General features: G+C 73.0%; 11 protein-coding genes. 2 read left to right on the top strand and 9 right to left on the bottom strand.

Annotated elements, in window-relative coordinates; genetic code table 11:
* Nucleotides 1–12: 12 nt before the first annotated feature.
* From ACQP00_RS34700 to ACQP00_RS34685, 4 genes are read right to left on the bottom strand one after another with little or no spacing between them, the layout of a single operon-like run.
* Entirely contained in the window at nucleotides 13–645 is a 633-nt protein-coding gene (locus ACQP00_RS34700) for a hypothetical protein (RefSeq protein ID WP_433203750.1), read from the bottom strand.
* A 39-nt stretch (nucleotides 646–684) separates the two neighbouring features.
* Nucleotides 685–1,824: a barstar family protein gene (locus tag ACQP00_RS34695; RefSeq protein WP_433203747.1), complete on the bottom strand. Its 1,140-nt coding sequence runs from the start codon at nucleotides 1,822–1,824 to the stop codon at nucleotides 685–687.
* Between the two features lie 6 nt (nucleotides 1,825–1,830).
* On the bottom strand, nucleotides 1,831–3,813 hold the full coding sequence (locus ACQP00_RS34690) for an amino acid transporter (RefSeq protein ID WP_433203744.1): 1,983 nt from the start codon (nucleotides 3,811–3,813) through the stop codon (nucleotides 1,831–1,833).
* A 31-nt stretch (nucleotides 3,814–3,844) separates the two neighbouring features.
* On the bottom strand, nucleotides 3,845–4,966 hold the full coding sequence (locus ACQP00_RS34685; protein WP_433203741.1) for a magnesium and cobalt transport protein CorA: 1,122 nt from the start codon (nucleotides 4,964–4,966) through the stop codon (nucleotides 3,845–3,847).
* 110 nt (nucleotides 4,967–5,076) lie between these two features.
* Between ACQP00_RS34685 and ACQP00_RS34680 the strand changes: the two genes are divergently transcribed.
* Both ACQP00_RS34680 and ACQP00_RS34675 read left to right on the top strand, forming a co-directional pair.
* Nucleotides 5,077–6,030 (top strand): ATP-binding cassette domain-containing protein, encoded by a 954-nt coding sequence (locus ACQP00_RS34680; protein WP_433203738.1) that lies wholly within the window; start codon nucleotides 5,077–5,079, stop codon nucleotides 6,028–6,030.
* Nucleotides 6,027–6,842 carry an ABC transporter permease gene (locus ACQP00_RS34675; protein WP_433203734.1) on the top strand — a complete coding sequence of 272 codons (816 nt, stop codon included), beginning with the start codon at nucleotides 6,027–6,029 and terminating at the stop codon, nucleotides 6,840–6,842. Before ACQP00_RS34680 ends, ACQP00_RS34675 begins: the two co-directional genes overlap by 4 nt.
* Here the strand turns inward: ACQP00_RS34675 and ACQP00_RS34670 are convergent.
* The 5 genes from ACQP00_RS34670 to ACQP00_RS34650 form a co-directional block, all read right to left on the bottom strand.
* Nucleotides 6,824–9,910 (bottom strand): BTAD domain-containing putative transcriptional regulator, encoded by a 3,087-nt coding sequence (locus ACQP00_RS34670; RefSeq protein ID WP_433203731.1) that lies wholly within the window; start codon nucleotides 9,908–9,910, stop codon nucleotides 6,824–6,826. The genes ACQP00_RS34675 and ACQP00_RS34670 overlap by 19 nt on opposite strands.
* A 36-nt stretch (nucleotides 9,911–9,946) precedes the next feature.
* Entirely contained in the window at nucleotides 9,947–10,336 is a 390-nt protein-coding gene (locus ACQP00_RS34665; protein ID WP_433203729.1) for a hypothetical protein, read from the bottom strand.
* A 32-nt stretch (nucleotides 10,337–10,368) separates the two neighbouring features.
* The gene (locus ACQP00_RS34660) at nucleotides 10,369–11,343 is read right to left on the bottom strand and encodes a hypothetical protein (protein WP_433203727.1); all 975 of its coding nucleotides are present in this window, start codon (nucleotides 11,341–11,343) and stop codon (nucleotides 10,369–10,371) included.
* Nucleotides 11,336–13,114 (bottom strand): MFS transporter, encoded by a 1,779-nt coding sequence (locus ACQP00_RS34655; RefSeq protein WP_433203724.1) that lies wholly within the window; start codon nucleotides 13,112–13,114, stop codon nucleotides 11,336–11,338. The genes ACQP00_RS34660 and ACQP00_RS34655 overlap by 8 nt, the downstream gene beginning before the upstream one ends.
* Before the next feature lie 81 nt (nucleotides 13,115–13,195).
* A complete protein-coding gene (locus ACQP00_RS34650; RefSeq protein WP_433203721.1) occupies nucleotides 13,196–14,047 on the bottom strand; it encodes an alkaline phosphatase family protein in 852 nt (283 codons plus the stop codon).
* Between the last annotated feature and the right edge of the window lie 190 nt (nucleotides 14,048–14,237).

Here is a 14,237-nt window from a genome sequence, read left to right as displayed (position 1 = left end):
CACGGCGACACCTTAACCCCGCGGCTCAACCCCGTCATCGCGAGAGCGTTCACCGGACGTGCCGCGGGCCTCGTCGCGGGTGACGTCGGCCGCCGCGCCGCCGGTGCGGTCGACCCACGAGGTGTAGCCGCGGGTCTCGGTACCGCCGGCGTTCACGTAGGCCTCCCGCAGGTCCGAGCGGGTCAGGAAGACGGCGCCGAAGATCAGCAGCGCGGCCGCGAGGACGCCGGTGACCCCGTGCGACCAGGTGTACCAGTCGGGGACGACCTGCGCGTACTCGGCCTGTAGCTCGGCCGGCTCCTCGCCGGTCGGGGCGACCGCGTACTCCGGCCCGCCGACCAGGAAGCACAGCGTGGTCAGGGCGATGATCGGCGCCACCACCCACACGGCGGCCCGGGCCTGGCTCGACGGTTTGCGCAGCGCGACCGCGATGACGGCCAGCACGAGCGCGGAGCCGCCGGCGCTGTAGAAGCTGTTGAGGATGTCGACGTGGGCGCGCTCGATCTGGTTCTCGGAGACCAGCTTCAGGTGCAGCGAGGCGAGGTTCTCCAGGGCGGCCCAGGACAGGGCGGACGCGATCGCCAGCAGCAGCGCCGAGGCGATGATCGACCAGTGCACCAGGCGGACCTGTGCGGGAATGGACATGCGCATACGGTTGCCTCCCCCGAAGTCGGGTCCAACCTATCAGCGAAGCTCGACGTCCACGTCGTGGTTTTCCAGGACATCGACGAGCGTGTCGAGGGTGATGCCCGGCGCCCACCGCAGCCGGTCGTAGCCGCCGGCCAGGTGTTCCCGGGCGACCCCGGCCGCGTGCCAGACCAGGCGGAACGGCGCGGCCAGGCCGAAACCGCCGCGCAGGCAGTCCTCGAGCGCGTCGAGGTGGGCGCCGAAGTACCCGCCGGGGCCGTTGACCGCCTCGCCGAGCGCGCAGTAGAAGCCCTCGGCGTCGGTGACGTGCCGGCCGTCGAGGTGCACGGTCGCGCCCGGCGGCCGGTCCGGGCCGCTCTGCCGGTGGTGGCTGAGCGCGGCCTGGCACCAGGCGTCGCGCAGCTCCCGGTCGTAGCCGGCCCACCGGTTCGCCTCGCCCGGCCCGCCCGCCTGCCACAGCGCCCAGATCGCCGCCGCCCCGGCCGGCAGCGGGTCGGTGAGCGCGTCGACCAGCGTGACGTCGACCAGGCCGTCGGCCGCGAGGACGCTGCGCGCCACCCGGCCGTCGAGCTCGGTGTGGGTGCTGGCGGGGCCGAGCGGGCCCGTGGAGTACACGGTGGCCTGGAATCCGGTGTCCCGGAAGCGCCCCTCGGCCTGCGCCCGCGCCGCGAGGGCCAGCACCGGTCCGGGCCGGCAGCCGCGCAGCACCACGTCGTGCGCGGGCGGCGCCGGGCGTTCCCGGAACACCCCGCCGACGTCGATGCAGCGGCCGAGCCGGGCCAGGCCGCCGGGGCCGCCGCTGAGCCGGAAGCCGCCGGGGCCCGGGCGCCGGTCGGCGATGGCGCGGTCGGCCGGGTGGAGCCGGCCCTCGAGGTCGATGTCGAGCAGGCCGGGCGCCAGGTTCGACGGCAGCACCCCGAGCACCGTCAGGTCGACCAGCAGCGGCGCGGTCGCCGGGTTCTCGGTGGCGTCCTCGACGTGCACGTTGCCGAGCCAGGTGCCGAGCGTGACGGCGGCCAGGGGTCCGGCCGGGACCACGCCCAGCAGGGTGTACCGCTCGATCTCCGGCGGCGGCGGCGCGCCCGCGAAGAGCCCGTCGACGGCCCGGCACGCGGCCGGCGCGGACTCCTCCTCGTCCCAGGTCAGCAACTGCCAGCGCGCCCCCGTGTCCGGCATGGCGGTCTACCCCCCGACGTGGATGCCCGGGCGCTTGGCCGGATCCGGCTCGGACGAGCGGATGATCTCCCGCACGACCGGTGCCGTGTCGCCGCGGCCCAGGAAGAGGTACCGGAAGAGATGGGTGAGCGGGCTGCCCTCCGCCCACTCGAAGTATGCGTGCGGACGGACCCCGGTCGCGTCGCGCAGGGCGAGCAGCACCGCGGCGATCGCGTTGGGCGCGGCCGGGCTTTCGGTGCGCAGCACCCGGTATTCGCCGATCTCGACCCCACGCACCCGCAGGGTTCCGGAGAACTGTGACGGGTCGACAACCTCGATCTCCAGGAACAGGATGTCGGCCCGGCCCGGCACCGGGTTGATGCCCCGCTGCTCCGATTCCTTCCCCTGGTACTCCGCGCTGTCCCCGGCCTGCCGCCGGTTCGCCACGATGTTGAGCTCCCCGTCGTGCACGATCGACTCGGTGACGAACCGGCGGGCGGCGTCGTCGAACTCGATCGCGTCGGTGCGCAGCTCGGTGGTGCGGCTGACCCGCGACACCAGTGACACGACGATGATCCCGGCGATGAAGATGGCGGAGATGAGGATGCCGTCGGGCTTCTCCACCACGTTGGCGCCCAGCGCGTACAAGAGAATCAGGGTCAGGACCGTGAACGCGCTGCCCGCGACCCGCTGGCCGGCCCGGAACGCCGAGATCGTCACGGCCACGGCCCCGGAGACCATCATCGCCAGGATGCCCGTGGCGTAGGCGCCGGCCTGGGCGTTGACGTCGGCCCCGAAGGCGATCGTGATGATGATGCTGATCGCGGTGTAGACCAGCACGATCGGGCGCACCGCGCGGCCCCACTCCGGCGCCATGCCGTAGGAGGGCAGGTAGCGCGGGATGATGTTGATCAGGCCGGCCATCGCCGACGCGCCCGCGAACCACAGGATGAGCACGCTGCTGATGTCGTAGACGGTGCCGAACGCCTCGCCGAGCTTCTCGTGGGCCAGGTAGGCCAGCGCCCGGCCGGCCGCCGCCCCGCCCTCCTCGAACTCCTGCTCCGGGATGAGCACGGTGGTGATGAAGCTGGTCGCGATGAGGTACACCGACATGATCGCGGCCGCGACGGTGAGCAGCTTCTTGGTGTTGGCCAGGCGCGAGGCGCGGCGCTCCTCGGCGGTCCGGCCGTCCGCGGCGACCAGCGGCATCATGCTGACCCCGGTCTCGAAGCCGGAGAGGCCCAGCACCAGCGACGGGAACGCGACCAGGGCCGGCAGCAGCAGCCCGAACCCGCCGCCGTGCTCGGTCGTCAGCGCGTGCGTCCAGTCCGACAGCGCCCCGGCGGTGGTGAACACCTCGACCAGCCCGACGACCACGATGATGGCGTTGAGCAGCAGGAACACCGCGACGAGGGGGATCGCCACGGCGACCGCCTCGCTGAAGCCGAGCAGGAACACGAAGCCCAGGATCAGCAGCAGCACGATGGTCATGACGACCTCGTGGCCGTGCAGGAAGCCGGGGAACATCGGGTTCTCGTTGACGTGCACGGAGGCGTCCGCGGCCGACAGCGTGATCGTGATGATCCATGAGGTGGCGACGAACCCGAGCAGGACCAGCACGAAGATCTTGCCCCGCCAGAACGGCAGGAGGTGCTCCAGCATCGCCACGGAGCCCTGGCCGTGCGGGCTCTCCCGGGCCACCCGCCGGTACATCGGCAGCATCCCCAGCAGTGTCAGCCCGACGATGAGCAGGGTGGCGAGCGGGGACAGCGCGCCGGCGGCCAGGGCGGCGATGGCGGGCAGGTAGGACAGCGTGGAGAAGTAGTCCACGCCGGTCAGCGTCATGACCTTCCACCAGGCCTGCGGCTTGGCGTGGTGCTCGTCGCTCTCCGGGCCGACCGGGGCGACGCGGTGCTGCAGCAGCCAGCGCCCGATCGAGCCGCCGGGGCGCTCCTGCGGCTCGGGGCTCTCGACGCGGGCCGGCAGAAGGTACTCGGGCGTGGTCGTCATGACCCCTCAGTCAATCCGTGACAGCCATCGGTCAAAGCCATTTGGACTTGCGGAACAGGCGGTACAACACCAGCATTCCGGCGGTCATCACCAGCACCACCGCGCCGAACCCCCAGCGCCACGACAGCCCCGGCATGTGCTCGAAGTTCATGCCGTAGACCCCGGCGATCGCCGTCGGCACCGCGGCCAGGCCGGCCCAGGCGGCAATCTTGCGCATGTCATTGTTCTGGTCCAGGCCGACCTGCGCCAGCCTCGCCTGCAGGATCGAGTCGAGCAGCTCGTTGTACGTGCCGACGCGGTCCACCACCTGGTTGAGCCTGGCCAGGACGTCGCCGAAGGGCTGGCGCAGCCCCGGCGGAAGCTCGGAGGTGATCTCCGTCATGAGCCGCATCGGCGCCTGCAGCGGCAGCACGGCCCGCTTGAACTCGACCAGCTCCCGCTTGAGCTGGTAGATCTGCTGCACGTCGCAGCCGCCCTGGCGCAGGAACGCGGTCTCCTCCAGCTTCTCCACGTCCTGCTCCACCCGGGTCGCCACGTCGTGGTAGACCTCGACCATCCGCTCGATCACCGCGAAGCCGACCGACCACGGGCCCAGGCCCAGCAGGCTCGGCCGGCGCTGCAGCCCCTCGCGGACGTCGGCCAGGGCGCCGGCCCCGCCGTGGCGGACCGACACCACGAAGTGCGCGCCGATGAGCAGGGTGACCGCCCCGGTGTCGACCACCTCGCTGGTCGCCGTCAGCTCGGCGTGCTCGACGTAGCGGGCCGTGCGCAGGGTGAGCACCGTCACGTCGCCGCGCCGCTCGATGGCCGGGCGCCGCTCCACGTCCAGGGTCTTGTCGACCACGGCCTCGTCCGCCCCGACCGCCTCGGCGACCGCGGTGAACTGCGACCAGCTCGGCTCGTACAGGCCCAGCCAGACGAAGCCGTTGCGGCGGCGGCGGGCCAGCGCATAGGCGTCGGCGAACGCGGGGCGGCCCGGCTGGCGGCTGCCGCGCACGTACAGTGCGCAGTCCATGATCGCCGCGTCGTCCTCCGGCCGCGGCAGCAGGGCCGGCAGCCGCTCGGGTGGCTGGATGCCGGTCAGCACCCGGCCCAGCAGCCGCCCGACCCGGCGGCCGACCCGGCGGCCCCGACTGACCTGCGTGTCGCTCATGAGCGGTCACGGTACCGTCGCCGCGCTCGTCGGTTCTTCGTCGGTCGCATGTCGGGCCGTGTCGGTCGCGTGTCGGGGCCGTGTCGGCGGGCCGGCGCAGAGTTCCTGGCATGACGAACGACGTGATGGTCGAGGCGACGGGCCTCGTCAAGCACTTCGGCCAGACGAAGGCCCTGCAGGGCGTCGACCTGGTCATTCCGCGCGGGACCGTGCACGGCGTGCTCGGCCCCAACGGCGCCGGCAAGACCACTGCCGTGCGCATCCTGTCCACGCTGATCCGCCCCGACGGCGGCAGCGCCCGCATCGCCGGGTTCGACGTGGTCCACCAGGCCGAGAAGGTGCGGGCCTCGATCGGGCTGACCGGGCAGTACGCCTCGGTCGACGAGGACCTCACCGGCCGGCAGAACCTGGTGCTCTTCGGCACCCTGCTCGACCTGGGCCGCAAGGGCGCCCGGGCCCGGGCCGCCGAGCTGCTGGCCTGGTTCGACCTGACCGAGGCGGCCGACCGCCCGGCCAAGACCTACTCCGGGGGCATGCGCCGCCGCCTCGACCTGGCCGCGAGCCTGGTCGGCCGGCCGGACGTGATCTTCCTGGACGAGCCGACCACCGGCCTCGACCCGGCCAAGCGCGAGGGCATGTGGGACGTGGTCCGCACGCTGGTCCGGGACGGCTCGACGGTGCTGCTGACCACGCAGTACCTGGAGGAGGCCGAGGCCCTGGCCGACGAGATCACGGTCATCGACCACGGCCGGGTCATCGCCAACGACACCCCGGAGCGGCTCAAGCGGATCGTCGGCGGCCAGACCCTCGAGGTCCGCCCGTCCGACGAGCGCGACCTGCCCCGCGCCGCCGAGATCCTCAGCATGGTCTCCTCCGGCGCGGCGGCCGACCAGATCCGCGCCGGCGTCCTGGCCGTGCCCGTCAGCGGCGACGCCGCGATGGCCGAGGCCGTCGCCAAGCTCACCGCCGAGGGCATCGCCGTCACCGAACTCTCCCTGCACCTGCCCTCGCTCGACGAGGTCTTCTTCTCGCTCACGTCCAAGCCCGTGGAGGTCCCGGCATGACCACGCTCACCAGCACCGGCACGCTCACCGTCGCCCGCCCCGCCCCGAAGCCGTTCAAGCTGATCCGGCACTCCCTGGAACTCACCAAGCGCAGCCTCATCAAGACCATGCGCACGCCCGAGCAGCTGATCGACGTCACCATCCAGCCCGCCCTGTTCATGATCATCTTCGTGTACATCTTCGGCGGCGCGATCTCCGGCTCCACCCACGACTACCTGCAGTACGTGATGCCGGGCATCCTCGCCCAGACGATCGCGATGGGCGCCATCTCGATCGGGGTGAACCTCAACACCGACATTGAGAAGGGCATCTTCGACCGGTTCCGGTCGCTGCCCATCCCCAGGGCCGCACCCCTGATCGGGGCGGTGCTCGGCGACGTGGTGCGCTACGTCCTGGTGACGATCTCGACCTTCACGTTCGCCTACATCCTGGGCTTCCGGATCGGCTCCGACCCGCTGCACGCGGTCGCCGGCGCGCTGCTCGCGGTGGTGTTCGGCCTGTCGCTGTCCTGGGCGCCGGTGCTCATCGGCATGCTCGCCCGCACCTCCGGCGCCGTGCAGGGCATCTGCTTCCTCATCGTGCTGCCGCTGACCTTCGCCTCCAACGTGTTCGTCGGCACCGCGACGCTGCCGAGCTGGATGCAGGGCTTCGTGCGCAACAACCCGCTCACCCACCTGGTCGAGGCGATGCGCGGGCTGTTCCTGGGCACCCCCGGCTACGGGGTGCACGTGTGGTGGACGCTGGGCTGGTCGGCGGCGCTCGTCGCGATCTTCATGCCGCTGGCGCTGCGGGCCTACCGCCGCAAGGTCTGAAGATGCCCGCCGGACAGTGCGCGGATGCGGTCGTTGACCTCGGTCATCGGCCGCTTCCGCCATTCGCCGGGTTCCGGTCCCAAGGGCGCTTCGGGTGTACGGCCCAGTGCCCGGTCCAGCACCGCATCCCCGCCGACCTCGAACAGCTGGGCCGGGTACGCCGAGCACCGCAGGCCCAGCGCCCACAGCTCCCGCGCCCCGTCCGCGTCGCCCAGGTGCGCCGCGAGGGCGGCGGCCCCCAGCGCCCACACGCCCATCGACGGCACGTCCTGGTTGTTGAGGGCGTCGGCGTGGGTGCCGTCGAGGTAGCGCGCGGCGTGCGCGGCCCCGGCCCGGCCCCGCGCCCGCAGCGTGAACGCGGCGGCGGCGACGTTGAACGCCACCCGGGCCTGCGGCACCGGAAGGTCGATGGCGTCGGCGAGCGCGGCCGCCCGCTCGGCGTAGCCGACCGCGTCCTCGGCCCGGCCGCGCATCCAGGCGTACTGAGCGAGCCCGAGGTTGGCCTGGGCGGGGTCCATGACCTGCATCCCGGTGCCGGGGGTCGGCGGCTGCGCGCGGGCCACCTCGGCCAGCCGCTCGGCCGCCGCGTCGTCGCCGCCCTGGGCCAGCTGGGCGTCGAGGAGCACCCGGATCGAGCCCGCGTCGTCGGCCGCGCCGAGCAGCTCCATGTGCCCGGCCCCGCGGCGCAGCCACTCGGCGCTGTCCGGGCCGCCCTGGGAACCGATCATCTGGGCCGCCATGCCCATGCCCCAGTGGTCCCCGGCCGCCTCGAAGGCCCGGTGCGCCCGCTCGGCGTCGGCGGTGCGCTCGTCCGGCATCAGGATCTCGCCCCGGTTCTCCTTGATCACGCCGCGCAGGAACAGGCCGAAGCCCTGCGCGTACGGGTCCGGCTCGGCGATGAGCGCCTCGGCCGCGGCCAGGGTCGCGTCCATGTCGTCCCGGCCCAGCGTGGGCAGCATGATCGCCAGCGCCGCCGCGCGCGGTGAGACCCGGCCGCCCAGCCCGGCCGCGCCGATGCGGGCGAGGGTCCGCTTGGCCACGACGAACACCCGGTGCGCGTCGACCGCGAACGCGTTGATCCCGGCCAGCAGGCACAGCCAGGTGAGCCGGTCGGGGTCGGCCGCGTGCACCAGCCGGCCCTCCCGCCGGGCCACCGGGTCGTCGGCGTGCAGCAGCGCCGCCGTCCACGGGGTCGCCTCGGCGTGCAGGCCGCGCACGGTCCACAGGTGGAACAGCGGCACCGCGATGTCGACCGCCGCCGCGTCGTCCCGCCCGGTCGCCCGGCGCAGCGCCGCCACCAGGTTGTCCTGCTCGGCGCCGCAGCGCGCGAACGCGGCCAGCTGCCCGGGTCCGATGAACGCGCCGTGCAGCCGCACCGCCTCGTCCCGGGCCCAGGCCACGAGCCCGTCCATCGCCGCGTCCCGCCCGCCGGAGGCCGCCAGCCGCGCCTCGCCGTACTCGCGGACCGTCTCCAGCATCCGGTACCGGTGGCCGTCCTCCAGCACCAGCAGCGACTGCTCGACCAGCGCGGCCAGGCGCACCGCGAGCCCGGCCGCGGCCTGCCCGGACACCGCTGCGGCGACGTCCCGGGTGAACGGGGCCGGGATCACCGCGAGGCGTTCGAGCAGCTCGCGCTCCCGCGGCCCGAGCAGCTCGCGGGACCAGTCGACCATCGCCCACAGGCTGGCGTGCCGGTCGGGCAGGCCGCGCAGGGCGTCGTCGAGCAGCCCGAACCGGTCGTCCAGGCCGGCCAGGACGTCCTCGATCGGCATGTGCCGCAGCCGGGCCGCGGCCAGCTCCAGCGCGAGCGGCAGGTTGTCGAGCCGTCCGCAGAGCTCGCGCAGGATCGCCGGCTCGCCGCTGAGCACCGCACCGCCGGCCTGGGTACGCGTGGTGAGCAGGTCGACCGCGGCGTCGTCGTCGAGCGTGGGGAGGCGGTGGACGAGCTCGCCGTACACGCCGAGCGGGGCGCGGCTGGTGGCCAGCACGGCGACGTCGGGCGCGGCCTCGAGCACTTCGGCGACGGCCTGCGCGGCCCCGGCGAGGACGTGCTCGCAGTTGTCGAGCACCAGCAGCCCGGACAGCTCGGCCAGGCGCTCGGCCGTCGTCGGCAGCTCGGCGCCGAGCGCCGGGTCGGTCACGGCGAGGACGGCGGGGAGCACCTCGGCGTCGGTGCGCACCCCGGCCAGCTCGACGACGTGCACCGAGGTGCCGGTGTCGGCGGCCCGCCGGGCGACCTCGGCCGCGATCCGGGTCTTGCCGGCCCCGCCGACGGCCACCACGGTGACCAGCGGTCCCTCGGCGAGGGCCCGCTGGATGGTGGCCAGGTCGCGGTCCCGGCCGAGCATCGCGGTGGTGGCCCGCCGCCACGCCGCCGGCAGCGGCTTCCTGCGCCTCGGCTTGCTCGGCTCCGGTGTCAGCTCGCCGCGCAGGACCGCCAGGTGCGCATCGGCGACGACCGGGGAGGGATCCGTGCCGTACTGCTCGGCCAGCGTCTCCCGCAGCCGCTCGGCCACCGCGAGGGCCTCCGCCGGCCGTCCGCCCGCGGCGAGCAGCCGCATCAGCAGCGCGGCGGAGGGCTCGTGCGGCGGGACGCGCTCGACCAGGGCCCGCAGGTCGGCTTCGAGGTCCTCGATGCCGGCGCCGGTCTCGGCCCGCGCGGCGGTGACGTCGGCGAACAGCGTGGCGGTGGCGTCGTCGCCGAGGTCGGGGGACTTGGGGAACAGCTCGCGGGCCTCGGCGGCGGCCGCGGGGTCGCGGTCGCGGCGGGCGGCTTCGAGGCGGGCGCGGGCCAGTACCGTATCCGGCTCCACGTCCCCGGCGGCCACCTTGTAGCCGCCCGGCACCGCGGCCACCGGCAGGCCGAGCTTGCGGGCGCGGGCGATCAGCGCGTGGACGGCGCCGGCCGCGTCCTCCGGGGGAGCGCCGCCCCACACCGCCTCGGCCAGCGCGGCCGGGGTGACGGTGCGGCCGCGGGCGTCGACGAGGGCCAGCACGACGGCGGCGAGCCGCTCACCGCGCACCGGACGGCCGTCGAGGGCCAGCTCGCCCAGGGTGGTGATCCGCACCGGGCAAGCATGCCACCTGCCCGGCGGCCCCGGTCGTCAGCGGGTAGCGGTCTGCTGGGTGTCGTCCAGGAGCGCGTACATCAGGGTCCCCAGCACCAGCAGGGTGCCCGCGAACACGGCCCAGCCCAGCGCCAGTCCGGCGATCACGACGACCAGGCACTGGAAGACCATGGCGATGAAGGCCATCCGCCGGGCGTGGCGGTCGCGGGCGGCCGCCGCAGCGAGACCGGCGGCGAGGACGACCAGGAGCACGGCGAGTACCACACCGAGGATCTTGAGAGCGACCTGCGCCATGGACGGATCGGCGCCGCCCAGCGACATCGAATAGGCGTCGATCACCCCGCCGAGCGCGAACAGCGTCACCCCGATGAAGAGCCCCTCGAACAGGATCCCCACGGCCGCGATGAGCAGCGCCAGCGTTCGCATCCGGTCAAGTTACTCTCTGGTAGGTCGGTTTGTCACCGGATCGCGGCGGGCGATTCGGCGTCCGCCACGAGCACACTCGTCGATCCGCTCCCGTCCGCGTTCGCCCGCCACACGTCGGCGTGGTCCTTGTCCCGCGGCAGCGCGTACATGACGGTCCGGTCGTCGAGCCAGGCGATCTGGTCGTCGACGGACCGCGTCTCGGCCAGCACCGTCGGGCGCAGCGTGGCCAGGTCGAGCACGGCCGGCCGCCAGCCCTTCACCGGGTCGCCGTCCACCGCCTGCTTGAACGCGATCCGCGTCCCGTCCGGCGACAGCGACGGGCACTCGACGTTCTCCGCGAGGGTGCGCACCGTGCGGGCGGTGAAGTCGCCCTGCACGAGGTACCGGTGCCCGGCGGTCGACATGGTGGCGTAGAACGTGCGGTCGTCCGCGGCCACGGTGACGCCCCAGTAGTTGACGTCGGCCGCCTGGTACGGCTTACCGTCCCGGGTGAGCGCATACGTCTCCAGCGTGTCGGCGAGCACGTCCCCCGAGGCGGCGTCGAGCACCCCGACGCGCGTGGAGAACTGCCCGCCGTTGTACGAGTCCCCGGTCACGAACGCCGTCCACGTCACGACCCGCCCGTCGGCGGAGACGCGCGCCCGGTTCGGCACCCCGACCATCGGATAGGCGTCGCGCTCGTTGAGATTCCGGTCCAAAATCGCGATCTGGTACGTGCTGAGCGGCCCGTCCGGCCGCAGGCAGATCGCCGTCCCGGCGGCGGCGTACACCCGGTTGCAGCTGACCGCGGACACTTTGCGCTGCCCGGTGCCGGGGTCCACGAGCGCGACCTGGCCCATCGACCCGTCGGCCGTGCTACGCACCAGGATCTGCCCCGGAGTACTGATGTCAACCCGCTCAGCCGCCGCCGCCTCGGCATCGTTGCGATGGGCGGCCTCGTAGATGTAGACGCCGGCCCCGACGGCGAGCACGACGGCAAAGATCGACGTGGACAAGATTTTACGCATGTTTTGTCGTACCCCTGAGGAGAATGGAGGCAACGAGAAGGAGGGCGGCGACGGCAACGACGGCGGCGGCGAGGAGCGCCGGCCCGGGCCCCCAGAGTTGCCAGGCCAGCCCGAAGAGCACCGAGGAGCCGAGGTATGCCAGCGATTGCCCACTCTGCACCAGCGCGATCCCGGTGGTCTTCAACGCCGCGGGCAGCAACGGCCCGGCAACGGCCATCAACACCCCGTCGGTCGCCGCATAGAACGTCCCGTACAGCCCCACCGTGACCCACAACGCGGCCGCCCCACCGAGCCCGGCGCCGAGCAGCAGGTAAACGGCAACCAGGGCCGAGAACCCGCCGAGATACACCTTCGCCCGCCCGACCCGATCCGCGAGGTGCCCCAACGGCACGGCAAGGAGGAGATAGGCCAGATTCGTCCCGACCGCGAGCAACGGAAACCACCCGGCGGCGAGGTCATGCTGGCGCTGCAGCACCAGGTACACGAACCCGTCGCCGATCGTGGCCAGTCCCATGACCGTCGCGGCCAGCACAACGAGCCGGAAGTCCTTGCGCCGTAACAAGGCCGCCGCGGCCCGCACGGACACGCCCTTCGCGCCCTTGCCCGCCGCGCCCTTGCCCGCCGCGTCTTTGCCCGCCGCGCGGTTGTCTGTTGCGCGGTTGTCTGTCGCGCCGTTGCTCGTCGCGCCGCCGAGGTTTTTCTCGCCGTCCGGTGTGCGCCCGCCTTCGGCGACAGCCCGCGGCGGGCCGCCGTCGCGCGGTCCCACGACGGCGTCGGACGGCGGCGGTGACGGCGGTGACGGCGGAGCGGCGAACAGGCAGGCGCCCGCGTGCTCGGCGTGACCGGCGGCGTGCGACCCCGCGGCGCACGTCGGCGACCCGTCGAAGGGCGCGTGTCCGGCGGCAGCGGTCGACGGCGGCGCGGTGACCGTGGCCCGGCGGCTCGCGGCGGCTGCCACGTGCTGTCCCGTGGCGGTAGCTGCGGTTCGGCTCGTGGTGGCTGCCTCGTGCCGGTCCGCGGCGGTGGCCGTGGCTCGGTTCGCGCTGGTTGCTGCGTGCGCGGTGGCCGGGATGGGCTTGTGCGTCTGATCGTTGGAGGTGGAGGCGGCGGGTGGGTCGGGGGGAGAGAGCAAGGCGGGCGAAGGAGCGAGCCACGCCGGGCCGCGGTGGTCGGGGACGAACGTGGCCAGGACGAAGACGCCCAGGGCGGCCACGCAGAAGCTCGTGACGAAGACCGCGTCGAAGGACTGGGCCGACGCGCCCAGCACCGCCACCGCGACCAGCGGGCCCAGGAACGCGCCGACGCTGTCCATCGCGCGGTGGACGCCGAAGGCGCGGCCCAGGCGGTCCGGTGGGGTGGACAGGGTGATGAGCGCGTCGCGCGGGGCGGTGCGCAGGCCCTTGCCCGCGCGGTCGGCGACGATCACGGCGCTGAGCAGCGGGACCGAGGAGCCCGCGGCGAGCAGGCCCAGCTTGGCCACGGCCGAGATGCCGTAGCCGGCCAGGGCGACGACCTTGCGGCGGCGGATGCGGTCGGCGAGGTAGCCGCCGGCCACGCGCAGCAGGGCGGTCGCGCCGGTGTACAGGCCGTCGACCACGCCGTAGCCGAGCGGGCCGAGGTGCAGGCCCAGCATGAGGTACAGCGGGAGGATCGCGGTCACCATCTCCGAGGAGACGTCGGTGATCAGGCTCACCGTGCCGAGGGCGAGCACCGTGACGGCGATGCGGGACCTCCGGGAACCCGCCGCCGGGGTGGTCGCCGGTTTGTCCACTGTGGACAAGTACACGCTGGCCTCACATGGAGAAGAAGTGCGGGTGCGGGCGCCCCGAGGGAGCGGGGCGCCCGCGGTGGGTCAGTTCCAGACGTCCGTGATCGGGGAGAGGGAGGCCGCACCGTTGATGCCGGGGAGGCCGTACGCGCCTTCGATCGTGCGCAGGACGTTGTAGTGGTTGATCTTCTCGCTGTACGAGCCGGTCTTGACGTGCGCGCCGACGAAGACCGTGAAGATCTGGTTCAGGGCGAGGCGGTTGTCCTCGTCGAACGTGACGATCAGCAGGCTGTTGTGCGTCTTGGCCCACTGCGCGTACGCGTCGAGCTTGCTCTTGAGCCAGGTGTCGCCGGTGCCCACCGAGCAGTCGTGCATGTCGTTGCACATGTTCGGCGTGACGAAGGCGACCGTCGGCAGCGAGGCGTAGTTCGACGACGACGGGAAGCTCGCGTACGTCAGGTTCGACGCCGCGGGCACGCTGGAGAAGTCCACCCAGCTGTTGTGCTTGCGCTGGTAGGTGCCGCTCGAGCAGCCGGTGTACCCGTTGGACGGCATCGACTCCGAGTAGCCCTTGAACGACAGTCCGGCGCCCGACAGCTGGGACTGCAGGTTGGTGCCGGTGAAGTTCTTCGGGCAGTCGTCGTTGCTCACGCCCTGGGTGGAGCCCGAGAACAGCGCGATGTAGTTCGGCTGGCTCGGGTGCGTGATCGCGTACGACTTGGTGAACTTCGCACCCTGGCCGGCCAGGGAGTTGAAGTACGGGGCGGAGCTGGAGCCGCTGATCTGGGAGTACGCCTTGTTCTCGAACATCACCAGGACGATGTGGTCGAAGCGCGGGACGCTCGTGGCGGCCTCGGCCTGCGACGCCGCGGCGGTGACGCCGGTGGCGACGAGGGCGGTGGTCGCCAGCGCGAGCACCACCCGACGGATCGACATGTGCGGATTCCCCCTTCATGGGCAGGGATGACGCCACATCGTGTATATCGACAAATACAAGATCATGGTTGTTTTCCGGCCGGCAGACGTGCGCGCGGTGAACTTCCGGGGCGGCGGGCCGGAAAGAACCCACCGACGGACACGGGCGGGCGGTGGGGTCAGGCTGGCGGACGCCGTCGGACGTGACTGC

It is taken from the genome of Dactylosporangium sp. CS-047395, from assembly GCF_050942185.1.
Taxonomy (GTDB): domain Bacteria; phylum Actinomycetota; class Actinomycetes; order Mycobacteriales; family Micromonosporaceae; genus Dactylosporangium.
The sequence above is the reverse complement of the archived record's forward strand: the minus strand, read 5'-3'. Positions and strand labels throughout refer to the sequence as shown.